The following is a 25,609-nucleotide window of genomic DNA, read 5'->3' on the forward strand; positions in this document are numbered from 1 at the left end:
GTCAAACTAATTTCTATTTACTATTTTTGAATTTATCATTATACAATTGTGCTTTTGCCAGCGCCTCAGCATCGTTTTTAATTTCATCCAGTCCATTTGCATCCCCAATAACATAACCTTCAAATGAAGAACCAACAAAATCAAAGATATATTGGAATTGAGCAATAAGCGGTAATGCTTTCAGTTTCGGGTTGTCTCCGCCAACGATGACAACATACATTTTTTTGCCTTTCATTTTCTCTTTGAAATGAAGAGATGTATCACGCAAGCTTTGTGACCAGCGATCGACGAAGTTTTTCATATGACCGCTCATTCCGTACCAGTATAGTGGTGTAGAGAAGATAATTGTGTCGTGCTCTAGCATGCGTTCAATTAAATGTTGATAGTCATCGTTTACAGCTTGGAATCCTTCTGCATCATGACGTTGGTCTGTAATAGGATGGACTGTATGGTCTCGTAAGTAAATTTGTTCTGTTTCAATGCCCTCTATCATCATATGTGTTAAAGCCTCTGTATTTCCGTTTTGTCTTGAACTGCCATGTATAACAAACATGTAATCATCCCTTTTCATTTGCTTGTTTTAGGAGTGAAACGTGTTTTTGCAAATTCGTTTGAATGCTAGAAAGTAATGAGATTTGCTTCGTTACTTCATTAAGTTTATCTTCATAAAGCGTAAGGATACTGCTGCAAGGATTTTCGTACAGGTGCGGCTCTATTTCGAGGCAGCGCAGCATCCTTGCCGTCTCTTCTAAATTTAAGCCAATTTGTAAGTACATTTGAATAAGCTCCACTTTTTCGATGGCACCTTCATCAAAATCACGGTAGCCATTTGCGAGGCGCTTAGAAGGGAGTAATCCTTTTTCTTCATAATGTCTTAGTGATCTTTCGCTAACCCCGGTTTCTTTTGATAACTCTCCAATTCGCAATGTGTTTCACTCCTTTTACATGTATTGTAAACCTTCACACTAATGTGAAGGTCAATGCTGTTTTTTCGCAAAAGAGTCTACATGATTTAAAAACACCTGAATGGCTTTAGACAGGATGAAGTATTTGCCGCGCACGATGGAGAATGGACGAATTAGTTGTTCATTTGGAACTTCGACGTGGAATAGCTCTTTTGCCAGTAGCTCTTTTCGTACAGTCCAATCAGAAAGTATAGCGATGCCAAGCCCGGCACTAACTGCTTCCTTTACGCTTTGGATACTACTAAATGTAAAGAATCGTTTCATTTTCAAATGGTGTTGATGAATAAAGCGGTCACTATAAGCGCGTGTACCAGAACCACTTTCTCTTAATACCCATACTTGATCTTGGAGTGTACTTTCATTTATTTCATTTGTGCAGAGCAGTGGATGATTTGGAGGGACGACGAGCTTCATTTCATCTTGCATAAACGTTTCAACGTCAACGTCGGCGTATACCACTTGCCCTTCCACTAAGCCGATATCGATTTGATTAGAGCGAAGGCTTTGTAAAACGTCTTCTGTATTTGAGATAAAGGTATGAACTTCGACGTGTGGATTTTCATTCGCATAGTTAGCCAGTATTTTTGGAAGTAAGTATTCGCCAATTGTGAAACTAGCACCGATGCGAAGAGTTCCTGTTACAACGTTATGTAGTTCGTTAATTTCTTGTTTGGCTTCTTCGTAAAGAGAGAGCATTTGCTTTGCATGTATATATAGTATGTTTCCAGCCTCCGTCACTTGGACGTGCTTTGGGGAGCGCTGAATAAGAGTGGTGCCAAATTCGTTTTCTAAGTTGCGTATATGCATACTTACGCCAGGTTGTGAAAGGTTTAATAATTCTGCTGCACGGGAGAAGTGCTTCTGTTCAACGACAGTAACAAATATTTTTAAAATGTCTACGTTCATGTAATGGGCTCCTTTCTTTTTCTATCATCTTATCATAAGTATTTCTGATGATAGAGATTTAATATTGATATTAAACTTATTATAGAAACTCTCTTATAATGTAAGTAGAAAGAACATGCATGTTCCAATACGATTATTGGAGTGGTTCAAAGTGGAACAAACACTTGTTATACAAAAGAAGAAGGGCTTTGGATTTTCGCAAGGAATTGGGATTACACTATTAATCGCAATTGCTGCGAAATATTTAGCAGAGCTTCCATTTTTAAATATTATGGGACAATTAGTAATTGCTATTCTAATTGGGATGGTTTGGCGTGCAGCAATTGGAGTTCCTCATGATGCGATTGCCGGGACGAACTTTGCGAGTAAGAAGTTGCTGCGCTTTGGGATCATCTTACTTGGAATGCGGTTAAATCTTGTTGATATTGCGAAGGCAGGGCCGAAAGTATTGGTCATCGCTGCGGTTGTTATTGCATTTACGATTTTCGTTGTATATGGACTAACGAAAGTATTTAAAGTAGAAAAGAAACTCGGAATTTTAACAGCGTGCGGAACAGCAATTTGCGGTGCGGCAGCGGTCGTGGCAATTGCACCGCAAGTGAAAGCGAAGGATGAAGAAACGGCAGTTGGGGCAGCGATTATTGCAATTTTAGGTACAATATTTACACTTATTTATACGCTATTATACCCAGTGCTTGGCTTCTCACAGTACGGTTACGGTGTATTCTCAGGTGCCACGCTGCATGAGATCGCCCATGTCATCGCAGCTGCGGCACCAGGAGGAAGTACGGCTGTAGACATCGCAGTTATCGTGAAATTAACGCGCGTTGCAATGCTTGTGCCAGTAGCGATTTTAATTGGATTATGGTTTGGTAAGAGTGAAGGTAGCGAGGAAAAAAAATCGTGGCGCGATCTTCCAATTCCGTGGTTCATCTTCGGATTTTTAGCGATGAGTGCAGTGCATTCGCTCGGGGTTATACCAGAAGTTGTTGCCGGCTATATTGTTGTCATTGCTTACATGCTGATTGCAATGGCGATGGCGGGGCTTGGTTTAAATGTAGAGTTTAAAACGTTCCGTAAGTTAGGAAGTAAGGCATTCGTGGCGGGGCTGATCGGCTCGGTTTGCCTTTCTATTCTTGGATACGTTCTTGTATATGCATTAGGATTTATGTAGTAGGACGAAGAAGCTGTTCCAAAAGATATTTTGGGACAGCTTTTTTCTTATGATTATAGTGCTACGGATGTCGATATATTTAAAAAATCGCTGATATAAATTGAATTACTCTTGTACTTGGTTAGAGAAGGTGTTCAGTGAAATGTTTTACTAAAATTTGTAAAGATATCTTTACTTTCGAAGGTGGAGCCTATGGGTGTGAAAAATAAAATAAAAGAGTTAAGAAAGCAAAATCATATAACGCAAGTTGAAATGGCAAAGGCGATGCAGGTGACACGGCAGACGATTGTGGCGATTGAAAACCATCATTATAACCCGAGTCTAGAGTTATCCCTAAAAATCGCCAAATATTTTGGGGTGAAGGTGGAGGAAATATTTACGCTAGAGTAAGGGGAGAAAAAATGGAAGATACTAAAAAGTTATTGATTGGTGCGACTATTGGGTTGTTTTTGGGAGACATTGTAGTTCATATTATGAATCCGGCTATACCAATTTTACCGCTCGTAGTGAGTAACGTTTTAGCAATTGTATTTTTGATAGTGTATGCGTATTACAAAAAGCGTAAGTATAAAAAAGAAGAACTTCCAGATATAGATGAGCGAGTAAATGAAAATATAAAAAAATATGTAAATGTCTCATTTGTATTCGCGTTTCTATTGCTTATTGTTTATATTGTTGCGAGTAAATCAATAGGCAGAGCTGTTATACCAGTGCAAGAAATATTTATGATATGTAGTTCCTTATTTGCGGGTAGTCTCATCATAGGAGTCATGATAGGGAAACGAGCATAGAGATAGGAGGAATGAAAAATGCAAGATGAGTTTGAGAGATTCCAGTCAGATAAAGCGTTTAAATATGTAGGGTTATTTTTTACGATTAGTTTAGCGATATGGAGTTTATATAATTTAATTGTTGATGGAAATGCTGGTATGCCGTTTGTTTTATTTGTACTAGGGCAGTTTGTTTATTTCTTTGTGAACTATTGGCCGAAGTGGAAATATAGAAATCAAAAAGAGGTTGATCATGTATGAGTAAGCAAGATGTTATACGGTTTATAGGAAGTTTATTTTTAGCGGGTCTTATTTTAAATGCGAGTTTAATGATTTTAAGTATTTCGTGGGGAACGATCTTCATATCGAATGTAGCACTAGTCATTTTATATAGTATTTCGGAATATAGAGAACAGAAGCGTTTGAAAGAAGAGGGAGTTCCGTCGATTGATGAGCGAGTTGTGAATAAGATGAAGTCGTATTTTACGATTTGTATTACAAGCTTCATTTTCCTGTTCATTGTGTATCTTTGTGTAAATAAGCATTTAGATAGGCAAGCAGTACATGTAAATGAGTTATTATATATTGCTATTTTTGGTTTATTAATAAGTATGGCATCGATGAGTGTGTTAGCAACAAGGAATAGATAGAAAAAGGGGAACTGGGATGGGATTACCGGTATTATGTGTCGCTACGGCTATTTTTGCTTTGTTTTGGGGAATGCAGAACTTCTCTCGTAATCCAGTGCCAAGCGTTTGTATTATGATTGGTACTGTCGGTTTATCATATTATTTATTAGTTTCAGCTCATTATCATAAAACAGCAACGAGTGTTGTTGTTGGAGCACTTATTTTATTTTGTGGGCGTGCTGTACAAAAAGGATTATTCCCGTAAAAGCTGTTTATACGAAGAGTATAAACAGCTTTTTGTATTTTTTTTACAAAAGACTTGAAAGTGACGTAACGTCATCTTTTATAATGAAGGGGAAGAGGTGATGGTAGTGATTTCCATACAACAATTGACGAGAGAGACAGGGGTAACAGTACGTACATTACGTTATTATGATCAAATAGATTTATTAAAGCCGAGCGGGAAAACAGAAGGCGGGCATCGTTTATATAGTGAAGCTGACGTAATACGGCTGCAACAAATTTTATTTTTAAAGGAAATGGGATTTTCGTTAAAAGAATCTGCGAATATGTTAGTAAAAGATGAGCTTAATTTAAAGGATTCACTTGAAAAACAACTTCGATTTGTACAGGAAGAAAAAAAGAAATTCAATCGAATGGAGCGTGTTTTACAAGCAGTTGTTTATTCGGTGGATGTGGAGGGAGAGCTCGATTGGAAAGTTATGTTTGAACTTATCCAGCTTTCGAAACAGTCGTCTCGCATACGTGAAATATTTCAAAATGAAGTATTTTCAAAGGAAGAACAAAAATTGCTTCATAACTTGCCAAATATGAGTGAAGAAGATCCGAATGTTTTAGAATGGGTAGATTTATTAAAGCAATTACGTATTTTTATGAAAGACGGCAAAGAAGCCGCGAGTGATGAGGTACAAGAGGCAACGAAGAGATTAATGCAGAAGTGTTTAGAAATGGCTAATGGTGATGAAGCATTTTTAGATAAGTTATGGGAAGTTAGAAAATCGAAGGAAGATTCGCAGAAAATGAGCATGTATCCAATTGAAGAAGAACTTTTATTATATATGGATGAAGCTTTTCGTATATATGATGAAAAGGAGATGGATAAATGAGTATACTTGCAGAATATCGTTGGTATTTTTTAATTGGGGCAGAGATTGTATTTTGGTTATCGGCTATCGGCTTCTTTTTACTCCGTTACGGATTCCGTTTGAAGAAAGCGAGCTTTATTATGGGGATTGTACTCCTCGTAAATGAAGTATTTATTTTAACATTAGGGGTAGTGGACTATTATCAAACAGGGAAGTTCTCTAATTTTCAAATCATTACTGTAATTATTTTATTGTATGCAGTTTTCTACGGGAAAAAGGATTTGAAGAAGCTTGATATATTTGCGCAAAAGCTAGTTGCGAAATGGCGGAATGAACCAGCGCCTATTATTGAAGAACATATAGAATTAACAGGTATGGCCTATGCGAAGCAGGAAATAAAAAATTTGGTATTGCATCTTGTTTTATTCATTGTTGTGCATATTTTCTTTTTCTTTCTGTACGGTTTTGTCCCGTTTGACCAATGGCATAATTGGTTAGAAACTGGGATTGTTTTAAATGAACCAGCTAGTCGCGTTAGTCAAGTTTGGGCGATTATACTTTTAGTGGATACAGTTATTTCATTTTCATATGTGATTTTTCCGAAGAAAGAGAAAGGAAAAGAGAAGCTACTTTCGTAGAGGAAAGTAGCTTTTGCGGTATACAAAGAATTTTTATAGGAGAGGATGACAATAGGAAAAAGAAGTGGTTTTATATGTCTATTTCTCTTTTTCTTTAGCTTAGTAGCATGCTCACAACCTAACATTGAAATTGATAGGAAGAATGATGTCATTGTAAAGAGAGCGGGAATTTCCAATCTAGATAAATTTGAAAAATTCATTTTGAATGTTGACCAAGGGAAGGTTGATAAAATAAGGATTGTACAGTATACCCATGAAGGTGACCCGATCTTTCAAACGCTAGAGCATAGTGAGAACGATATACTTTATGTGTCAGATAATAGAAAAGACCAATTTGCTGGTGAGGATAAAGGGTTACATAAAGATAACTGTAAAAGGATTGTTAAAGAGCAGCGTGAATCACAAACAGCTTATAGGTTAATAGACTGTGTGAATGAAAATGGGCGCAATGGATATGATTTATTATATGTACCTAAAAAATAGAGTTAGTAGAGGAAGGAAGTTTTGACTCCTTCCTTTTTCTATGTATATATTGTCGAAAGTTTTACCGAATATCTGTTCGTTTTTTTAGGTTTTTTATGGGCATTCGTGGTAAAATAATAATACAGATTTTTATGAGGAGGTCGGATTTTACTTGGAACATCAATTTGAAATTATCTCAGCGTATTCCCCGCAAGGTGATCAGCCGGTAGCTATAGAGAAGCTTGTAGAGGGAATTAATAGTGGAAAGAAAAAGCAAGTGTTGCTTGGGGCGACAGGAACGGGTAAGACATTTACGATTTCAAATGTCATTAAAGAAGTGCAGAAGCCAACACTTGTCATGGCTCATAATAAAACGTTAGCAGGACAGTTATATAGTGAGCTGAAAGATTTTTTCCCTAACAATTCAGTGGAGTATTTTGTTAGTTATTACGATTATTATCAGCCAGAAGCGTATGTGCCGCAAACAGATACTTTTATTGAAAAAGATGCGCAGATTAATGATGAAATCGATAAATTGCGTCACTCAGCAACGTCTTCCTTATTTGAAAGAGACGATGTTATTATCGTTGCGAGTGTTTCGTGTATATATGGTTTAGGTTCTCCAGAAGAATACCGCGAGTTAGTTGTTTCGCTTCGAGTTGGTATGGAAAAGGACCGCAATCAATTGCTTCGTGAACTTGTTGATGTGCAGTATGGGCGTAATGACATTGATTTCAAGCGTGGTACATTCCGTGTGCGCGGAGATGTAGTTGAAATCTTCCCGGCATCACTTGATGAGCATTGTATTCGAATTGAATTTTTCGGCGATGAAATAGATCGTATTCGCGAAGTAAATGCGTTAACAGGTGAAGTATTAGCAGAACGTGATCATGTAGCAATCTTCCCAGCATCTCACTTCGTTACACGTGAAGAAAAGATGAAGGTCGCTATTGAAAATATCGAAAAAGAATTAGAAGAGCGTTTAAAGGAATTAAATGATAATGGCAAGTTGTTAGAAGCGCAGCGTATAGAGCAACGTACACGTTATGATTTAGAAATGATGCGTGAGATGGGCTTTTGCTCAGGTATTGAAAATTATTCCCGTCATTTAACACTTCGTCCAGCGGGTGCAACACCGTATACGTTATTAGACTATTTCCCGGAAGATTTCTTAATTGTTATGGATGAGTCACACGTATCAGTACCGCAAGTAAGAGCGATGTATAACGGGGACCAAGCACGTAAGCAAGTACTTGTGGATCATGGGTTCCGTTTGCCATCAGCTTTAGATAATAGACCGCTTACGTTTGATGAGTTTGAAGGGAAAACGAATCAAGTTATTTACGTTTCGGCAACGCCAGGACCGTACGAGTTAGAGCAGGCACCGGAGGTAATAGAACAAATTATTCGTCCAACAGGGCTTTTAGATCCACCAATTGATATACGACCAATTGAAGGGCAAATTGATGATTTATTAGGAGAAATTCAAGATCGTATTGCAAAAAATGAACGTGTATTAATTACGACTTTAACGAAGAAAATGTCAGAGGATTTAACAGACTACTTAAAAGATGTAGGAATTAAAGTAAACTATCTTCACTCTGAAATTAAAACGTTAGAACGTATTGAAATTATCCGTGACCTTCGCCTTGGTAAGTTTGATGTACTGGTCGGTATTAACTTATTACGAGAAGGATTAGATATTCCAGAAGTATCACTTGTAGCTATTTTAGATGCTGATAAGGAAGGATTCTTGCGTTCGGAGCGTTCATTAATTCAAACAATTGGTCGTGCGGCACGTAATGAAAACGGCCGCGTTATTATGTACGCAGATCGTATAACGAGATCGATGGGAATTGCGATTGAAGAAACGCAACGTCGTCGTACTATACAAGAAGCTTACAATAAAGAGCATGGTATTACGCCGAAAACGATTCAAAAAGGCGTGCGTGATGTTATCCGTGCAACGACAGCTGCTGAAGAGCCGGAAACATATGAAGCAGTACCAGCCAAGAAGATGACGAAAAAAGAGCGTGAAAAGACAATTACGAAGATGGAAGCAGAGATGAAAGAAGCAGCAAAAGCGTTAGATTTCGAGCGTGCAGCTGAATTAAGAGATTTACTATTAGAATTAAAAGCGGAAGGGTGAACAGAGTGAGCATAAGCAAGGATTTTATTGTCGTAAAAGGTGCTAGAGCACATAACTTAAAAAATATTGATGTAACCATTCCGAGAAATCAGCTTGTTGTTGTGACGGGATTGTCTGGTTCAGGGAAATCATCATTAGCGTTTGATACGATTTATGCAGAAGGGCAACGCAGATACGTAGAATCGTTATCTGCGTATGCGCGCCAGTTTTTAGGACAAATGGATAAACCTGACGTGGATACAATTGAAGGCTTATCTCCAGCGATTTCAATCGATCAAAAAACAACGAGTCGTAATCCACGTTCAACTGTCGGAACGGTAACGGAGATTTATGATTATTTACGTTTACTATTCGCACGAATTGGTACGCCGATTTGCCCGAATCATGGTATTGAAATTACATCACAAACAGTAGAGCAGATGGTAGACCGTGTACTTGAATATCCTGAACGTACGAAATTACAAGTTTTAGCTCCTATCGTTTCTGGGCGTAAAGGTGCACATGTGAAAGTGCTTGAAGACATTAAGAAGCAAGGATATGTTCGTGTACGTGTTGATGGTGAAATGCTTGATGTATCTGAAGATATTGCGTTAGATAAAAATAAGAAGCATTCCATTGAAGTTGTAATTGACCGTATTGTTGTAAAAGAAGGGATTGCAAGCCGTCTTGCGGATTCACTTGAAAGTGCATTAAAGCTTGGCGGGGGCCGAGTGTTAATTGATGTAATGGGAGAAGAGGAACTTCTATTTAGTGAACATCATGCTTGTCCGCATTGTGGCTTTTCAATCGGAGAATTAGAGCCGCGCATGTTCTCATTCAATAGTCCATTCGGGGCGTGTCCTTCTTGTGATGGACTTGGTTCAAAGTTAGAGGTAGATTTAGAACTTGTCATTCCGAATTGGGATTTATCATTAAATGAACATGCGATTGCGCCTTGGGAACCGACAAGCTCACAATATTACCCACAGCTTTTACAATCTGTATGTAATCATTACGGCGTTGATATGGATGTGCCTGTGAAAGATATACCGAAAGATTTATTTGATAAAGTGTTGTACGGAAGCGGTGAAGAGAAAGTTTATTTCCGCTATGTAAATGAATTTGGTCAAGTAAAGGAAAATGAGATTTTATTTGAAGGTGTTATTCCAAATATCGAACGTCGTTATCGTGAAACGAGTTCTGATTATGTCCGTGAGCAAATGGAAAAGTATATGGCAGAGCAAGCTTGTCCGAAGTGTAAAGGTGGACGCTTAAAGCCTGAGAGTTTAGCTGTTTTCGTTGGTGATAAAACGATTGCTGATGTAACGAAGTATTCTGTTCAAGAAGTACAGGAATTCTTCTCGAATGTAGAGCTAACGGAGAAGCAACAAAAAATTGCTCATTTAATTTTAAGAGAAATCCAGGAGCGCGTTGGATTCTTAGTGAACGTCGGGTTAGATTATTTAACGTTAAGTCGTGCTGCAGGAACTTTATCAGGTGGTGAGGCGCAGCGTATTCGTTTAGCGACGCAAATCGGTTCTCGTCTGACTGGCGTACTTTACATTCTTGATGAGCCTTCTATCGGTTTACATCAGCGCGATAACGATCGTCTTATTCGTACGTTGCAAGAGATGCGTGATTTAGGTAATACGTTAATTGTCGTTGAACATGATGAAGATACGATGATGGCTGCTGATTATTTACTTGATATCGGACCTGGTGCAGGTATTCATGGTGGTCAAGTTGTATCAGCGGGGACGCCAGCTGAAGTGATGCAAGATGATAATTCGCTAACAGGGAAGTATTTAAGCGGTAAAGAGTTTATTCCGGTTCCACTTGAAAGACGTAAAGGTGACGGACGTAAAGTGGAAATTATCGGTGCAAAAGAGAATAACTTAAAGAATGCAAAGATGTCATTCCCGCTTGGTACGTTTGTAGCGATAACGGGTGTATCTGGTTCCGGTAAAAGTACGATGATTAATGAAGTACTATATAAATCATTAGCGCAAAAGTTATATAAAGCGAAAGCGAAGCCAGGTACTCATAAAGAAATTAAAGGTCTTGAGCATTTAGATAAAGTAATCGATATTGATCAATCGCCAATCGGGCGTACACCACGTTCTAATCCAGCGACGTATACAGGTGTATTCGATGATATTCGTGATGTGTTTGCACAAACGAATGAAGCGAAAGTGCGTGGATATCAAAAAGGACGTTTCAGTTTTAATGTAAAAGGTGGACGTTGTGAAGCGTGCCGTGGTGATGGAATTATTAAAATTGAAATGCACTTCCTACCAGACGTATACGTTCCGTGTGAAGTTTGTCACGGTAAACGTTACAACCGTGAAACGTTAGAAGTGAAGTATAAAGATAAGAACATTTCTGAAGTGTTAGGGATGACAATTGAAGATGGAGTAGAGTTCTTCGCTAATATCCCAAAAATTAAGCGTAAACTTCAAACGCTTGTAGATGTAGGGCTTGGTTATATGAAATTAGGACAGCCAGCTACGACGTTATCTGGAGGAGAAGCACAGCGCGTGAAATTAGCTTCTGAATTACACCGTCGTTCTACAGGGCGTACGTTATATATTTTAGATGAGCCAACGACTGGTTTACATGCACATGATATAGCGCGTCTTCTAGAAGTTTTGCAACGCCTTGTTGAAAGTGGCGAGACAGTTCTTGTTATTGAACATAATTTAGATGTAATTAAAACAGCTGATTATATCGTTGACCTTGGACCAGAAGGTGGAGACAAAGGTGGACAAATCGTTGCTTCCGGAACGCCAGAGCAAGTAGTGAAAGAAGAGCGCTCGTATACAGGTAAGTATTTAAAAGATATTTTAGTTCGTGATAAAGCAAGAATGAAAGAGAAAATAAAAGAAGTAGAATTATCGCAATAAGTGTATTACTAAAAAACCGAGTGGGAATGACACTCGGTTTTTCGTTCATAGGGGGAGAAAATGGAGTTTGTAGATATTTTAAGAAAGAAAAATATGAAGGTAAGAGAGTTTCAAAATTGGGGTGTTTATTTTCGCAAACGCTGGGAGGGTCATTTTGCAAACCATTTAAGTGATGAGGAAAAAGAAGACATTTTCCTGTATGGAGATAAGTATGCATGTGGGTATCTTTGGCACATATTTAGTTATGAGAAAAAGAAGTGTTTAGAGGGTGAAGAAGCGGAGAACGCGTTTCATAATGAAGTGAAAAAGAATTGTTACATATTCTATCAACATTGTGATGATGTACTGCTAATAAAAGATACGAGTTTATTACATATGGAGGATATATTGTGTGAGAGGGACGATATGTATAAAGGCGATATTTATATTGTAGATAAAGAGTTCACTTGAACTTTTGTAAAAACTCATGAACATAGATGGTGTGGTCCTTATTTTGCGAGGGAATGTTAGTAGGTATACAAGCATGGAGAATAGAATAAGTTGATATAAGTGTTTGTATGATACTTGCGTTTCTTATCTATTAGCGTATGATGAAATATATATGTCAAAAGGATGTGTAAGAAAATGAGATGGATTGTATCACTTCTTGTAAATAGCGTTGTGTTAATCGCTGTATCGGGACTTTTAAAAGGGATTGCGCCAGACGCGTTTTACGTAGCAAATATACAAACTGCAATTATTGCGAGTATTATCTTGGCTGTTTTAAATGTGTTCGTAAAACCGTTTTTAATTTTAATTACGCTACCAATTACTCTTGTAACTTTCGGGTTCTTCTTAATTGTTATTAATGCGATTACGTTAAAAATAGCAGATTCATTATTAGGAGATGCATTTAATATATCAGGATTCGGTGTAGCGATTGTAGCGGCAATTTGTATTTCAATTTTTAATATGATTATTGAAAAGGCAATTGTGGAGCCACTGTATGAAAAAAAGAGAAAATGACAAAAAGAAAAACATTTCATGATGTATATGAAATGTTTTTTTCTATTTATTAGAAACCGTATTTCTTGTTTCCAGAAAAAAATGGTACAATATCCGGTAGAATGGAATTTTACATCAAATGAGACTGAACCCGCAGCGGAGTGGAGGTTTATACATATGCCGAAAGTAAGGACAAAAGATTTAATTGAACAATTTCAATTGGAGTTAATAAGTGGTGAAGAAGGAATTCATCGTCCGATTGATACAAGTGATTTATCACGACCTGGAATTGAAATGGCAGGATTTTTCACATATTATCCAGCTGATCGTGTGCAGCTTCTTGGAAAGACGGAGCTTACGTTCTTTGACACATTAACGTCAGAGCAAAAGCAAGAGAGAATGAAAGCGCTTTGTACTGAGGAGACGCCATGTATTATTATAACTCGTAATCAAGATGTACCAGATGAGTTACTGCATGCATCGCGTGAATCAGGTATGCCTTTATTACGTTCTTCTCAAACGACAACAAGATTATCAAGTCGTTTAACTAATTATTTAGAAGGTAAGTTAGCACCAACAACAGCTGTACATGGTGTGTTAGTAGATATTTACGGTGTTGGTGTTTTAATTACAGGTCAAAGTGGTGTCGGTAAAAGTGAGACAGCTCTTGAGCTTGTAAAACGTGGTCATCGCCTTGTTGCGGATGATAGTGTAGAAATTCGCCAAGAAGATGAAGACATGTTAGTCGGAAGCTCACCAGATTTAATTGAGCATTTATTAGAAATTCGTGGTCTAGGTATCATTAACGTGATGACGTTATTCGGTGCAGGGGCAGTGCGAAATTATAAGCGTATTACACTTGTTATTAATCTTGAAATTTGGGATCAAAAGAAAAATTACGATCGCTTAGGTCTTGATGAAGAGAAGATGAAGATTATTGATACAGAGCTTACAAAGATTACACTTCCAGTTCGTCCTGGTCGAAACTTGGCTGTTATTATTGAAGTAGCAGCGATGAACTTCCGTTTAAAACGTATGGGAGTCAATGCAGCACAACAGTTCTCTGAACGATTAATGAGTGCGATTGAGTTAGGAAATCAGGAGTAAACTTTGGAGAGGGAGGTCATACATATGCTGTTAGGTTCTGTACCACAGCTTGACCGCGTAGCTGTCCAACTTGGGCCGTTTCCTGTTTATTGGTACGGGATTATTATCGGTACGGGTGTGCTATTAGGTCTTTGGCTAGCAACTCGCGAGGGAGAAAGGCTAGGTATTCCAAAAGATACATTTGTTGACCTTGTATTAATTGCAGTACCGATCGCTATTCTATTTGCGAGAATGTACTATGTTATTTTTGAATGGGAATATTACGCGCAAAACCCGAGTCAAATTATTAATATTCGTCAAGGTGGCTTGGCGATTCATGGTGGTTTAATCGGGGCTGTTATTACAGGAATTCTTTTTGCAAAACGACGCGGGGTTTCATTCTGGAAGTTGGCTGATATTGCTGCGCCAAGTATTTTACTAGGACAAGCAATTGGTCGATGGGGAAACTTTATGAACCAAGAGGCGCATGGTGATGAAGTAACGAGACAGTTTTTAGAAGGACTTCATTTACCGGATTTCATTATTAATCAAATGTATATTGAGGGTGTGTACTATCACCCAACGTTTTTATATGAATCATTATGGAATTTTGCAGGTGTCATTTTATTACTTTCATTACGAAAAGTGAATTTACGACGCGGGGAATTATTCTTCACATATTTAATTTGGTATTCAATAGGGCGCTTCTTCGTAGAAGGCTTACGTACAGATAGTTTAATGTTAGGACCACTTCGTATCGCACAAGTAATGTCAATTGGACTTGTTGTTATTTCTATTATTTTCATTATTGTGAGACGAAAAATGGGGCAAGCTGATAAAAGATATTCGGAAAATTAGAGAAAAGTAGCATCTTATTATAAGGTGCTGCTTCTTTCATATTCAGGAAAGAGAAGGGACTAAGGCAATGAGAATAAATACAGTGTTATTTGATTTAGATGGAACTTTAATTAATACAAACGAACTTATTATTTCTTCTTTTTTACATACGTTACATACATATTATCCAAATCAATATAAGCGTGAAGATGTATTGCCATTTATCGGCCCTTCTTTACATGATACTTTCAGCAAGATTGATGACAACAAGGTTGAAGAGATGATTACATGTTATCGTCAATTTAACCATGATCATCACGATGAATTAGTGGAAGAATATGAAACTGTATATGAAACAGTTCAAGAGTTGAAGAAGCAAGGCTATAAAGTTGGTATTGTTACAACGAAAGCGAGACAAACAGTTGAGATGGGATTAAGGTTATCAAAGCTTGATGAATTTTTTGATGTTGTCGTGACAATTGATGATGTAGAGCATGTGAAACCACATCCAGAACCACTTCAAAAAGCGCTTGAGTTATTAGATGCGAAACCGGAAGAAGCATTGATGGTTGGGGATAACCATCATGATATTGTTGGTGGACAAAATGCGGGTACGAAAACAGCTGCTGTCTCATGGACGTTGAAAGGTAGAGCATATTTAGAGGCTTACAAGCCGGACTTTATGCTAGATAAAATGAGTGATTTGCTACCAATTTTGTCTAATATGAACCGTTTATAAAGGTCCAAGTAAGTTAGTGGGGGTGTATTTCCCTATTAACTTACAGTTTCACTTTTTAGTAGAGGAGCGAGTTAAGTGCGACGGACAACGCGCTATCCTGTTTCGGGAGAAAATTCATTATGGAATGTGTATAAAACAGTGTCTTTTTGGAAGGTAATGAAGAACTTTATTATTATCCAAATTGCGCGTTATACACCATTTTTATCCGTCAAGAATTGGTTGTACCGTACATTTTTACGGATGAAAGTCGGAAAGAAAACATCATTTGCGCTTATGGTAATGCCGGATATTATGTTCCCAGAAAAGATAACTGTGGGAGAGAATTCGATTATCGGCTATAATACAACGCTTTTAGCACATGAATATTTAATTCGCGAATATCGACTTGGAGAGGTCATCATAGGAAATGAAGTGATGATTGGAGCAAATACGACTATATTACCAGGTGTGAAAATTGGGGATGGCGCGATTATTTCAGCTGGCACACTTGTTCATAGAGATGTCCAAAGTGGTGCTTTCGTGGGTGGAAATCCAATGCGTGTTATTTATACGAAAGAAGAAATGGATGCTAGAGAAGGTTGATGCTAAAAATGTAACATTTCTCTTCTTTTTTAATGAATAAAAAGGAAATAATTGAGTATAATATACTGTTTTGTTTTTTACGGAATCGTTTATACTTATAGATAGAAGAATGTGTGAACGAAGAAAACAAAAAACTGGAGGATATATGGGGAAAAATCAAGGAATATATAAGGAGAACGGACAAGTTATCTCTTTTAATCAATTAGCGGAATTCTTTTATAAAAAAGGGATGAGGGCTTACAAAGGGCAGAAATTGCAAGATGCAATTAAATATTTTCGAAGAGCGGCACAAAGTGAGAAGGAGCCGTTTATTTTATGTCAATTAGCAACAGTATTATCTGAGGCTGGTGAATATCAAGAGTCGAATCAAATCTTCTTTAAGCTTGTTAGATCTAATCCAGAACTTGAACAATGCTATTATTTTATTGCAAATAATTATGCATATATGGGGCTATTTCAGCAGGCGAAAAAGTATGCGGATCGCTATTTAGAAGTTGCAGAAGAGAAGGAATTTGTAGAAGATACATTAGAATTACTTGAAATTATGGAAGAAGAAGCGATGGGCGAGGAAGAGATTGAGGATGAAGATGATCTAATTGTTATGCAGGAAGAAGCGAATCGTTATATTCGTAACGGACAATTGGAAGAAGCAATTGCTACATTAGAAATTGTTACAAAAGATTATCCGGAATTTTGGTCGGGTCATAATAATTTAGCCATTGCACATTTTCAATCTGGTAATGTAGATAAAGCTCTGAAGTTAACGGAAATGATTTTAGAGAAAAATCCTGGTAATATACATGCGCTTTGTAATACGCTTATTTTCCTATATTCAATTGGAGAGCATAAACAAGTAGAAGCGTTAGCGGAGCAGTTAGTTTCAGTATATCCGATTTCGTTCGAGCATCGTTTGAAACTAGGAACGACACTTGCAACAATTGGTCATTTTGAGCCTGCATATAAATGGTTCAAAGTATTAAAGCGTCAAGGATACGAGGGAGACGTTAGTTTTTATTATTGGTTTGCATATTCTGCTTATATGGTGAAAGATCAGCAAGTAGCTGAAAAAATGTGGCAGCATGTTGTAGAATTGCACCCTGATAAAAAGGGAAAAGAACCGTGGAATGCGCTGAATTTAGCAGATGAAGGACAAAACGTATTATTTGAAGAATTACGAAAATCATTTCAACAAAGTGCGACGCTAGAGGAACAAATGCTAGCTTTATATTTAATGAATGAATTGTCAACGCCAGAGAAGGTGGGATTCTTCTTTGATGTAACGCAGGCGAAAAACGGTGTTCCAATCGTATCGCAACTTGCAAAGTATTTCTTTTTACTTAATAGCCATAAGAGCATTCCAGCGGATTTACAGCAATTTGAACAGTGCGCGCAAATTGCGGATGCTTTATATAATTATACGAAAAAAGATGATGAATTAATCGAAGAGTGTTTACAATTTTGGTTTTGTACGTTCATACGTTTATATACATCTGGGGCAGTTTTTACAAATGTATACGGCTGGTCAGCTGCGGTTGAATATATTGTGCGCGGCGAACAAGGAAATAAGATGACACAGTCGGAGCTTGGAGATGTATATAATGTATCTGTAGCGACTGTTCGAAAGTATGTGCAGGCTGTTAAGCGTACGCACACATAGGGTAAGCAAATCATTGGGAAAAAAATGATGCTAACAGTATAATGAGGGTAACTTAATTGTGTAGGAATGAATAGGAGTGAATGATGTGTCAGAAGAAAAAATTTATGATGTCATTATTATTGGTGCAGGACCAGCTGGTATGACAGCTGCAGTATATACATCTCGTGCGAATTTAAGCACATTAATGCTTGAGCGTGGTATTCCAGGTGGCCAAATGGCAAACACAGAAGATGTAGAAAACTACCCAGGTTATGAGTCCATTTTAGGACCAGACTTATCAAATAAAATGTTTGAGCATGCGAAGAAATTTGGTGCTGAATATGCATACGGTGATGTGAAAGCAGTCATCGATGGTAAAGAATACAAAACAATTATTGCTGGTAAAAAAGAATATAAAGCACGTGCAATTATCGTTGCAAGCGGTGCAGAATATAAAAAAATTGGTGTGCCAGGCGAAACAGAGCTTGGCGGCCGTGGTGTATCATATTGTGCAGTATGTGATGGGGCTTTCTTTAAAGGAAAAGAACTTGTAGTTATTGGTGGTGGAGATTCTGCTGTTGAAGAGGGTGTGTTCTTAACACGCTTCGCATCAAAGGTAACAATCGTTCACCGTCGTGACACTCTTCGTGCACAGAAAATTTTACAAGATCGTGCTTTCCAAAACGAGAAAGTAGATTTCATTTGGAATCACACTATTAAAGAAATTAACGATGCAAATGGTAAAGTAGGAAGCGTGACACTTGTAGACGTAAACAGTGGAGAAGAGAAAGAAGTCAAAACTGACGGCGTATTCATATACATCGGTATGTTACCACTTTCAAAACCATTTGTTGAACTAGGTATTACAAATGAAAATGGTTACCTTGAAACAAATGAGCGTATGGAAACGAAAGTTCCTGGTATTTTCGCAGCTGGAGATGTTCGTGAAAAAATGCTACGTCAAATTGTAACGGCAACAGGTGATGGTAGTATCGCAGCACAAAGTGCTCAACATTATGTAGAAGAATTATTAGAAGAACTAAAAACTGTATCAGAAAAATAAGGGATAATATGCCTTTTGAGAAGAAAGCTACCAATAGGAGCTTTCTTCTTTTTTTATGAAAATGTCAAAGTTTTGTCAAAAAATATTAAGATTATAAGCTTTCTTATTGATATACTGGACTTTACGGAAAAATCACTATAAGAAATGAGGAATTTATTCAGTATGGAATGGCGTAATATATATCGTGGATTTTGTATGGGCGTTAGTGATTTAATTCCTGGTGTGAGCGGCGGTACAATCGCTGTTGTGTTAGGGATTTATGAACAATTGCTTGCGGCAATTAGTGGATTCTTTAGTCGCGAATGGAAAAAACATTTAGGCTTTTTAATTCCCCTTGCAGCTGGTGTGGCAGCAGCGTTTTTAACGTTAAGCCACGTTATTAAATATTTACTTGCAAATCATTATGAACCGACTCAATTTTTCTTCCTCGGTTTAATTATTAGTATATTACCGATGTTAATGAGAGAAGCTGATGCAAAGTCGTCGTTTAAAGGTAAGCACATTGTTTTATTAATAGTTGCAGCAATTCTTGTTGCGATCACAGCTTTCTTTAAACCAGATAAGGCAGCAGATCCAATTACGACGTTAACAATTTTAAATGCAATTGGTTTATTTTTCGCGGGCTGGATGGCTAGTATGGCTATGTTGCTTCCTGGAATTAGCGGATCATTTATTTTATTAATTATTGGTGTGTATCCGACAGCAATTAATGCTTTAACTACACTGAACTTACCTTTAATCGTAGTTATCGGTGCTGGTGTTATGGCGGGGTTTGTTGTAAGTAGTAAAGGAATTAGTTTCTTGTTAGATCGTTATAAAAGTATGACATTTGCGGCAATTATTGGACTTGTTATCGGCTCGATTGTAATTGTGTTCCCTGGTATTCCAACTGGAGGATTTTCAATTATAAGTTCAATTATTACCTTTATTTTAGGATTTGCGATTGTTACTTATTTCGGTAAGAAATAAGGACTTTAATCCCCTTGGCGATAAAAATCGTTAAGGGGATTTTTTATGCTATTCATTGAAAGTCTAGGCATTTACATTGCTTGTTCTAGAAAGCTTTTTTAAAATTGTTGAGTAGCATGTGCTTAGCGAAAGAGGACTGGCTCCTTCGTTGTAGCAAACTGTTTTTGATAGTATAATGAAATGAGTATGCAGTGAGAAATTTACTGCAAGTAGCTGAGGTGAAGAAACATGCAAAGAGTGACAAACTGTGTGTTAATTAGAGATAATGAAGTACTCTTACTCCAAAAACCTCGCCGAAATTGGTGGGTTGCACCAGGCGGGAAAATGGAGCGTGGTGAGACAGTAAGAGATTCCGTTGTTCGCGAGTATCGTGAAGAAACAGGTATTTATTTAAAGAACCCAGCGTTAAAAGGGGTCTTCACCTTTGTCATCCAAGAAGGTGATAAAGTTGTTTCTGAATGGATGATGTTCTCCTTTTTAGCGACAGATTTTGCAGGAGAAAACAAACTAGAGAGCGAAGAAGGCATCATTGGTTGGCATACATTTGACAAAATTGATGATTTAGCAATGGCACCAGGAGATTATCACATTATTGATTATTTAATTAAAGGAAATGGCATAATCTACGGTACATTTGTATATACCCCAGATTTTGAGTTGCTTTCATATCGATTAGATCCGAGTTAAACCGTCAAGGAGAGGATACGATGACAGAGAATAATGATATAAAAATGGTAATTATTACAGGAATGTCTGGAGCTGGAAAGACAGTAGCTTTACAAAGTTTTGAAGATTTAGGATATTTCTGTGTAGATAATTTACCACCGATGTTATTGCCGAAGTTTATTGAGCTTATGGCGGATTCAAAAGGGAAAATGAATAAAGTGGCACTTGGCGTTGATTTACGTGGCCGAGAGTTTTTCGAACATTTATGGGGAGCACTTGATGATTTATCAGAACGTACATGGATTATTCCTCATATTTTATTCTTAGATGCGAAAGATGGCACGCTTGTAACTCGTTATAAAGAAACGAGACGTTCGCATCCACTTGCACCAACTGGTTTGCCGTTAAAGGGAATCGAGATGGAGCGTGGCTTATTAACTGATATGAAGGCACGAGCGAATATTGTGCTGGATACATCGGATTTAAAACCGAAAGAATTACGTGAAAAAATTGTTCATCTGTTTTCAACTGAAACTGAGCAAGCGTTTCGTGTAAATGTTATGTCATTTGGATTTAAGTACGGTATTCCAATTGATGCCGATTTAGTATTTGATGTTCGTTTTTTACCAAATCCATATTACATTCCACATATGAAGCCATTAACAGGACTAGATGAAGAAGTTTCATCGTATGTACTGAAATTTAATGAGACACATAAGTTTTTAGAAAAATTGATGGATCTTATTACTTTCATGCTGCCTCATTATAAAAGAGAAGGCAAGAGTCAACTTGTAATTGCAATTGGATGTACAGGTGGACAGCATCGTTCTGTTACGCTTACAGAATACCTTGGGAAACATTTGAAACCAGAGTATAGCGTTCATGTATCTCATCGTGATGTGGAGAAGAGAAAGGGCCATTAAGGGATGAAAAAAGAGAGAAAACCTAAAATTGTTATCATGGGAGGCGGTACTGGACTCTCTGTTTTATTACGAGGATTAAAACAATATCCGGTTGATATTACAGCAGTTGTTACAATCGCTGATGATGGTGGCAGTTCAGGTAGATTACGTGATGAGCTCGAAATTCCACCCCCAGGTGACATTCGTAACGTACTTGTTGCGTTATCAGATGTAGAGCCGCTGGTGGAAGCTTTATTTCAGCATCGTTTCACAACGGGAGACGGGCTGAAAGGTCATGCGTTAGGAAATTTATTATTAGCGGGTATGACCTCGATTACAGGAGACTTCTTCCATGCGATTACGGAAACGAGTAAAGTGTTAAATGTCAGAGGACGTGTGTTACCGGCAGCGAACCAAAGTGCGGTACTTCATGCGGAACTAGAAGATGGAGAAATTGTAACAGGTGAATCAAAGATTCCTTATTCCGGGAAGAAGATTAACCGCGTCTTTTTAACTCCAGAAGATGTAGAGCCGTTACATGAAACGTTGGCTGAAATTAAACGAGCTGATTTACTTGTTTTTGGTCCAGGAAGTTTGTATACGAGTATATTACCGAATTTAGTTGTTAACAAAATCGGGGACGCTGTTCTTGCTGCAAAAGCGAAGAAGGTATATGTGTGTAATGTTATGACGCAAGCTGGTGAAACGATGGGATATACTGCGTTTGACCATGTGCAGGCGTTACATGATCATTTAGGTAAACCATTTATCGATACTGCAATTGTAAATAACCGTGATATTCCTTGTGAATTACGTCAGTTATATGAGGAAGAAATGTCGGCACCAGTTGTAGTAGATGAAGAGCGTTTTACAGAGAGCAATATTGATGTCATTCAAGATCAATTAGCGAAGTATGATGATCGTGTTGTAAGGCACGATACATTAAAACTAGCTTCTATTTTATATTCACTCTTGTAGATGTGCGTTGCCTCTTTTGAGGTAACGCTCATCATTTCATATAGGACAAGATTTTTGTTCCAAAGTAATCGTATAAGGAGGTGTTGACTGTGTCATTTGCATCAGAAACAAAGAAAGAGCTAACGAATCTTGAGATGAAGGAATGCTGTGAGAAAGCAGAATTATCAGCGTTACTTCGAATGAACGGATCGCTTTCTTTTTCAAATCGTCGTCTATCTATCGATATTCAAACGGAGAATGCGGCAATTGCAAGAAGGATTTATACGCTTTTGAAAAAAGGATATGACGTGACGGTAGAATTACTTGTTCGTAAAAAAATGCGATTGAAGAAAAATAATGTATATATTGTGCGGCTTGTTGAGAAGTCTCGCGAAATATTAGCTGATCTTCATATTGTTCGAGACGACTTTTCGTTGATTCGAAATATATCACAAGAATTGATTGAGAAGAAATGTTGTAAACGATCGTATTTACGCGGTGCATTTTTAGCAGGTGGTTCAGTAAATAACCCAGAAACATCATCTTATCATTTAGAGGTCTTTTCGTTATATAAGGAACATAATGATGCTATATGTGAATTGATGAACGGATTTGATTTAAATAGTAAGACGTTGGAAAGAAGAAAAGGGTACATTACGTATTTGAAAGAAGCAGAAAAGATTACGGAGTTTTTAAATATTATAGGCGCTCATAATGCACTTTTAAGATTTGAAGACATTCGAATTGTTCGTGATATGCGTAATTCAGTAAATCGTTTAGTGAACTGCGAAACAGCCAATTTAAATAAAACAATTGGTGCAGCGCTAAGGCAGATTGAAAATATCCGTTATATTGATGAGACGGTTGGTCTTGATATATTACCAGATAAACTGCGAGAAATTGCACAATTACGAAGAGATTATCAAGATGTAACATTGAAAGAGTTAGGCGAGATGGTATCCGGGGGGAAAATTAGTAAATCGGGTATTAATCATCGTTTGCGTAAAATCGATGAGATTGCAGAGAAATTACGCGCGGGGGAAACGGTAGCAAAAAAATAAGAGGTTAAAGGGGAAATGGAGCTGTGGTTCAAAAACGAGTTAAGGTTTCATTAAAAAACGGTTTACAAGCACGTCCGGCTGCGTTGTTTGTACAAGAGGCTAATCGCTTTCATGCGGATATCTTCATCGAGAAAGATGGAAAGACAGTGAATGCAAAGAGCATAATGGGGATTATGAGCTTAGCAATTGGAACTGGTAGCATGATAACAATTACAACAGAAGGTTCAGATGCAGAAGAAGCTTTAGAAGCATTAGCTGCATATATACAATAAGAAGCTATCGCGCATGTGCGATAGCTTTTTTGTTTTGTTGTTTGTTGTTGGGGGGCGGGTATGTAGGGCGCACGTGCGGAGGTTTAATTATAAAAAAGCGCCCTGTAAGAGGGCGCTTTCGTTTTAGATCTATCTAGCTCCAGCGGCTAGAATCTCCGGTTGTTTCGCTTTTACATTCGAGGCAAAAAGCGTCTCGGATGTAAAAGCTCCAACACCCTGCGATTCTGAACGAGCCGCTTCCACCTTTAGTTATTAACGATTTGTAAAGATCTTATCGATTAAGCCGTATTCTAGAGCTCTTTCAGCTGTCATGAAGTTGTCGCGGTCTGTGTCGCGTTGTAGTACTTCAAGTGGTTGACCTGTGCGGTCAGCAAGAATTTGGTTTAGTTTTTCACGTAAGAATAGGATACGTTTTGCAGCGATTTCGATTTCAGTCGCTTGACCTTGTGCTCCGCCAAGTGGTTGGTGAATCATTACTTCACTGTTTGGAAGTGCATAACGTTTTCCTTTTTCACCTGCTGCAAGTAAGAATGCACCCATAGATGCAGCCATACCGATACAGATTGTTGATACTTGTGGTTTAATAAATTGCATTGTATCGTAAATTGCCATACCTGCTGTGATAGAACCACCAGGGCTATTGATGTAGATGTGAATATCTTTTTCTGGATCTTGAGATTCCAAGAATAAAAGCTGGGAAACGATTGAGTTAGCTACGTTGTCATCAATTGCACTACCAAGCATAATGATGCGGTCTTTTAATAGTCGAGAGTAAATATCGTAAGCGCGTTCTCCACGATTTGTTTGTTCAATTACTGTAGGAATTAAATTCATCTGTTATTTCCTCCTTCTAAAGCTTTCTTAGTCTTATAATACAATTATGGTCAATAAAGGTCAAACGAAACCACTTTAAATCAAAAAAATATGTAGTTGTACCATGAATTATTCGCTATGTTTTTGAAATTCCCTGCTTATGTATCTTCAACATCATAACCGAATTACATAAATTTAAACGTCATGAAAGTTGTAGAAAAAAGAAAAGAACGCCTTTTTACTGAAGCGTTCTTTCGATATCTATTCTTTTAAAAGATAGGTTACTTTATTTAAAATCTTTTCGATGTGTTTCGCGTTTTTACTATACATTTCGCTTGCTGATTTCGACTTTGTTTCTAGGGAAAATAGTTCAAGATCAGCATGACATTTTTTTAAAGATGCTAATAATAAAGGCTTGTTTTGAGGAGAAGGCATTTGTAGTTTGTCATTATAAATGTCGATAGTAAGTTGTCCGTATGAATCCACTTGACCGAGAAAGACATTTTCAATAACAACACCGAGCTTTTCTAGTTCAGAATGTAACCAAGCACGGTTATGTCCACTAGAGGATAGAGGTTCATCTAAGACATTGCCATCCATAATAACAGTTTGCGGTTCTTTTTCATTAGGTACTTTTAACCCGATGTCTTTTGCTGTAAGTGGCTGAGAATCTTTCTTTAATAATACATTTAATTCTCCGCTCGGTTCTAAGACAGCAAATTCGACTTCAGCTATACTGAATGCACCATTTCCTCTAAGAAGTTCAAGTAATTCATCACTTGTATATTTCTCTTTCTTTAAATTATCCTCAAGTACTTTGCCGTCCTTTATTAAAACGGTAGACTTTCCTTCAAAAAAGTCTCTAGCAGTTTTGTTTTTTAAGGAAAGAATTCCAACGAAAAAAGGTACCGAGGCGAAAATAAGTATGGCAAAGACACCATGGAAAAACTTTTGATCAAGCCCTGTAGATATTTGAGCAGCGATATCACCGATTGTCATTCCCGCTATGTATTCAAAAAAGGAAAGTTGAGAGATTTGTCTTTTTCCTAAGCATTTTGTAATAGTGAATAAAATAATTAATATGAATACAGAGCGAAGGATGACAAGTGTCCATTCAGGCAGGTGAGACATAGTCATTTCCTCCAGTCTACTTAAAACCCTTTATATTGAGGTTCTTCGCGTTCTAATACTGAAACTCTATTCTGTAAATCAGCGATGATGCTGTCCATTTCTAACATACATTCATGAAATAAGCGTTTTGATTCCGCGTCCTGTGAATTTAGTGAAAGGGAGCTTAAACTTGCTTGAGCGCCCCTTACACTAGCAAGGCAGGTTTTAACGCTAGCGATAACTGTCATACA

31 protein-coding genes are annotated in these 25,609 nt (G+C 37.5%); 25 read left to right on the plus strand and 6 right to left on the minus strand.

Annotation, left to right across the window (positions count from 1 at the left end; all coding sequences use genetic code 11):
• Positions 1 to 13: 13 nt before the first annotated feature.
• From MKX31_RS25260 to MKX31_RS25270, 3 genes are read right to left on the minus strand one after another with little or no spacing between them, the layout of a single operon-like run.
• Positions 14 to 553: a flavodoxin family protein gene (locus tag MKX31_RS25260; RefSeq protein ID WP_064476198.1), complete on the minus strand. Its 540-nt coding sequence runs from the start codon at positions 551 to 553 to the stop codon at positions 14 to 16.
• A gap of 4 nt (positions 554 to 557) precedes the next feature.
• Positions 558 to 926, minus strand: coding sequence for a MerR family transcriptional regulator (locus MKX31_RS25265; RefSeq protein WP_064476199.1), 369 nt, complete (start codon positions 924 to 926; stop codon positions 558 to 560).
• 51 nt (positions 927 to 977) lie between these two features.
• Positions 978 to 1,871: a LysR family transcriptional regulator gene (locus tag MKX31_RS25270; RefSeq protein WP_088047802.1), complete on the minus strand. Its 894-nt coding sequence runs from the start codon at positions 1,869 to 1,871 to the stop codon at positions 978 to 980.
• 151 nt (positions 1,872 to 2,022) lie between these two features.
• Between MKX31_RS25270 and MKX31_RS25275 the strand changes: the two genes are divergently transcribed.
• The 25 genes from MKX31_RS25275 (at position 2,023) to MKX31_RS25395 (ending at position 23,435) form a co-directional block, all read left to right on the plus strand.
• Entirely contained in the window at positions 2,023 to 3,045 is a 1,023-nt protein-coding gene (locus MKX31_RS25275; protein ID WP_064476201.1) for a YeiH family protein, read from the plus strand.
• A gap of 192 nt (positions 3,046 to 3,237) precedes the next feature.
• Positions 3,238 to 3,435, plus strand: a complete 198-nt coding sequence (locus MKX31_RS25280; RefSeq protein ID WP_000538364.1) for a helix-turn-helix transcriptional regulator — start codon at positions 3,238 to 3,240, stop codon at positions 3,433 to 3,435.
• An 11-nt stretch (positions 3,436 to 3,446) separates the two neighbouring features.
• On the plus strand, positions 3,447 to 3,836 hold the full coding sequence (locus MKX31_RS25285) for a hypothetical protein (RefSeq protein WP_098103016.1): 390 nt from the start codon (positions 3,447 to 3,449) through the stop codon (positions 3,834 to 3,836).
• 18 nt (positions 3,837 to 3,854) lie between these two features.
• Positions 3,855 to 4,076, plus strand: a complete 222-nt coding sequence (locus tag MKX31_RS25290) for a hypothetical protein (RefSeq protein ID WP_064476203.1) — start codon at positions 3,855 to 3,857, stop codon at positions 4,074 to 4,076.
• Positions 4,073 to 4,465, plus strand: a complete 393-nt coding sequence (locus tag MKX31_RS25295) for an ATPase (RefSeq protein ID WP_098111078.1) — start codon at positions 4,073 to 4,075, stop codon at positions 4,463 to 4,465. Before MKX31_RS25290 ends, MKX31_RS25295 begins: the two co-directional genes overlap by 4 nt.
• A 16-nt stretch (positions 4,466 to 4,481) precedes the next feature.
• Positions 4,482 to 4,709, plus strand: a complete 228-nt coding sequence (locus tag MKX31_RS25300) for a hypothetical protein (protein WP_064476205.1) — start codon at positions 4,482 to 4,484, stop codon at positions 4,707 to 4,709.
• Positions 4,710 to 4,809: 100 nt separating this feature from the next.
• Positions 4,810 to 5,571 carry a MerR family transcriptional regulator gene (locus MKX31_RS25305; RefSeq protein ID WP_142315359.1) on the plus strand — a complete coding sequence of 254 codons (762 nt, stop codon included), beginning with the start codon at positions 4,810 to 4,812 and terminating at the stop codon, positions 5,569 to 5,571.
• Positions 5,568 to 6,188, plus strand: a complete 621-nt coding sequence (locus MKX31_RS25310; protein WP_088047807.1) for a hypothetical protein — start codon at positions 5,568 to 5,570, stop codon at positions 6,186 to 6,188. Before MKX31_RS25305 ends, MKX31_RS25310 begins: the two co-directional genes overlap by 4 nt.
• A gap of 45 nt (positions 6,189 to 6,233) precedes the next feature.
• Positions 6,234 to 6,671, plus strand: coding sequence for a DUF4362 domain-containing protein (locus tag MKX31_RS25315; protein WP_064476208.1), 438 nt, complete (start codon positions 6,234 to 6,236; stop codon positions 6,669 to 6,671).
• 151 nt (positions 6,672 to 6,822) lie between these two features.
• Positions 6,823 to 8,799, plus strand: coding sequence for an excinuclease ABC subunit B (uvrB, locus tag MKX31_RS25320; protein ID WP_064476209.1), 1,977 nt, complete (start codon positions 6,823 to 6,825; stop codon positions 8,797 to 8,799).
• 11 nt (positions 8,800 to 8,810) lie between these two features.
• On the plus strand, positions 8,811 to 11,681 hold the full coding sequence (gene uvrA / locus MKX31_RS25325; protein WP_142315364.1) for an excinuclease ABC subunit UvrA: 2,871 nt from the start codon (positions 8,811 to 8,813) through the stop codon (positions 11,679 to 11,681).
• Positions 11,682 to 11,741: 60 nt separating this feature from the next.
• On the plus strand, positions 11,742 to 12,131 hold the full coding sequence (locus MKX31_RS25330) for a DUF4275 family protein (RefSeq protein WP_088047809.1): 390 nt from the start codon (positions 11,742 to 11,744) through the stop codon (positions 12,129 to 12,131).
• A gap of 174 nt (positions 12,132 to 12,305) precedes the next feature.
• On the plus strand, positions 12,306 to 12,686 hold the full coding sequence (locus MKX31_RS25335) for a phage holin family protein (RefSeq protein ID WP_001267307.1): 381 nt from the start codon (positions 12,306 to 12,308) through the stop codon (positions 12,684 to 12,686).
• A gap of 156 nt (positions 12,687 to 12,842) precedes the next feature.
• On the plus strand, positions 12,843 to 13,772 hold the full coding sequence (hprK, locus tag MKX31_RS25340) for an HPr(Ser) kinase/phosphatase (protein WP_001127246.1): 930 nt from the start codon (positions 12,843 to 12,845) through the stop codon (positions 13,770 to 13,772).
• Between the two features lie 24 nt (positions 13,773 to 13,796).
• Entirely contained in the window at positions 13,797 to 14,609 is an 813-nt protein-coding gene (lgt, locus tag MKX31_RS25345; protein WP_064476211.1) for a prolipoprotein diacylglyceryl transferase, read from the plus strand.
• Positions 14,610 to 14,676: 67 nt separating this feature from the next.
• The gene (gene ppaX / locus MKX31_RS25350; RefSeq protein ID WP_064476212.1) at positions 14,677 to 15,327 is read left to right on the plus strand and encodes a pyrophosphatase PpaX; all 651 of its coding nucleotides are present in this window, start codon (positions 14,677 to 14,679) and stop codon (positions 15,325 to 15,327) included.
• A 75-nt stretch (positions 15,328 to 15,402) separates the two neighbouring features.
• Entirely contained in the window at positions 15,403 to 15,909 is a 507-nt protein-coding gene (locus MKX31_RS25355) for an acyltransferase (protein WP_149173758.1), read from the plus strand.
• A gap of 145 nt (positions 15,910 to 16,054) precedes the next feature.
• A complete protein-coding gene (locus MKX31_RS25360) occupies positions 16,055 to 17,566 on the plus strand; it encodes a tetratricopeptide repeat protein (RefSeq protein ID WP_064476214.1) in 1,512 nt (503 codons plus the stop codon).
• Positions 17,567 to 17,651: 85 nt separating this feature from the next.
• Positions 17,652 to 18,608, plus strand: coding sequence for a thioredoxin-disulfide reductase (trxB, locus tag MKX31_RS25365; RefSeq protein WP_001288065.1), 957 nt, complete (start codon positions 17,652 to 17,654; stop codon positions 18,606 to 18,608).
• A gap of 162 nt (positions 18,609 to 18,770) precedes the next feature.
• Positions 18,771 to 19,577 carry a DUF368 domain-containing protein gene (locus tag MKX31_RS25370; RefSeq protein WP_000455195.1) on the plus strand — a complete coding sequence of 269 codons (807 nt, stop codon included), beginning with the start codon at positions 18,771 to 18,773 and terminating at the stop codon, positions 19,575 to 19,577.
• Between the two features lie 228 nt (positions 19,578 to 19,805).
• Entirely contained in the window at positions 19,806 to 20,264 is a 459-nt protein-coding gene (locus MKX31_RS25375) for an NUDIX hydrolase (protein WP_001190080.1), read from the plus strand.
• 20 nt (positions 20,265 to 20,284) lie between these two features.
• A complete protein-coding gene (gene rapZ / locus MKX31_RS25380; RefSeq protein ID WP_103655917.1) occupies positions 20,285 to 21,166 on the plus strand; it encodes an RNase adapter RapZ in 882 nt (293 codons plus the stop codon).
• Positions 21,167 to 21,169: 3 nt separating this feature from the next.
• On the plus strand, positions 21,170 to 22,123 hold the full coding sequence (locus MKX31_RS25385) for a gluconeogenesis factor YvcK family protein (RefSeq protein WP_000712182.1): 954 nt from the start codon (positions 21,170 to 21,172) through the stop codon (positions 22,121 to 22,123).
• An 89-nt stretch (positions 22,124 to 22,212) separates the two neighbouring features.
• Positions 22,213 to 23,163: a DNA-binding protein WhiA gene (gene whiA / locus MKX31_RS25390; RefSeq protein ID WP_064476215.1), complete on the plus strand. Its 951-nt coding sequence runs from the start codon at positions 22,213 to 22,215 to the stop codon at positions 23,161 to 23,163.
• A gap of 23 nt (positions 23,164 to 23,186) precedes the next feature.
• Positions 23,187 to 23,435, plus strand: a complete 249-nt coding sequence (locus MKX31_RS25395; protein WP_000250305.1) for an HPr family phosphocarrier protein — start codon at positions 23,187 to 23,189, stop codon at positions 23,433 to 23,435.
• A 252-nt stretch (positions 23,436 to 23,687) separates the two neighbouring features.
• Here the strand turns inward: MKX31_RS25395 and clpP are convergent, their stop codons facing one another.
• From clpP to MKX31_RS25410, 3 genes are all read right to left on the minus strand, one after another.
• Positions 23,688 to 24,269: an ATP-dependent Clp endopeptidase proteolytic subunit ClpP gene (clpP, locus tag MKX31_RS25400; RefSeq protein WP_001049163.1), complete on the minus strand. Its 582-nt coding sequence runs from the start codon at positions 24,267 to 24,269 to the stop codon at positions 23,688 to 23,690.
• Positions 24,270 to 24,509: 240 nt separating this feature from the next.
• Complete coding sequence (locus MKX31_RS25405) at positions 24,510 to 25,379, minus strand: DUF421 domain-containing protein (RefSeq protein WP_064476216.1); 870 nt, start codon at positions 25,377 to 25,379, stop codon at positions 24,510 to 24,512.
• A gap of 20 nt (positions 25,380 to 25,399) precedes the next feature.
• On the minus strand, positions 25,400 to 25,606 hold the full coding sequence (locus MKX31_RS25410; protein WP_064476217.1) for a DUF1657 domain-containing protein: 207 nt from the start codon (positions 25,604 to 25,606) through the stop codon (positions 25,400 to 25,402).
• Positions 25,607 to 25,609: the final 3 nt, after the last annotated feature.

The sequence above is a fragment of the Bacillus sp. FSL M8-0063 genome (genome assembly GCF_038005545.1).
GTDB lineage: Bacteria > Bacillota > Bacilli > Bacillales > Bacillaceae_G > Bacillus_A > Bacillus_A wiedmannii.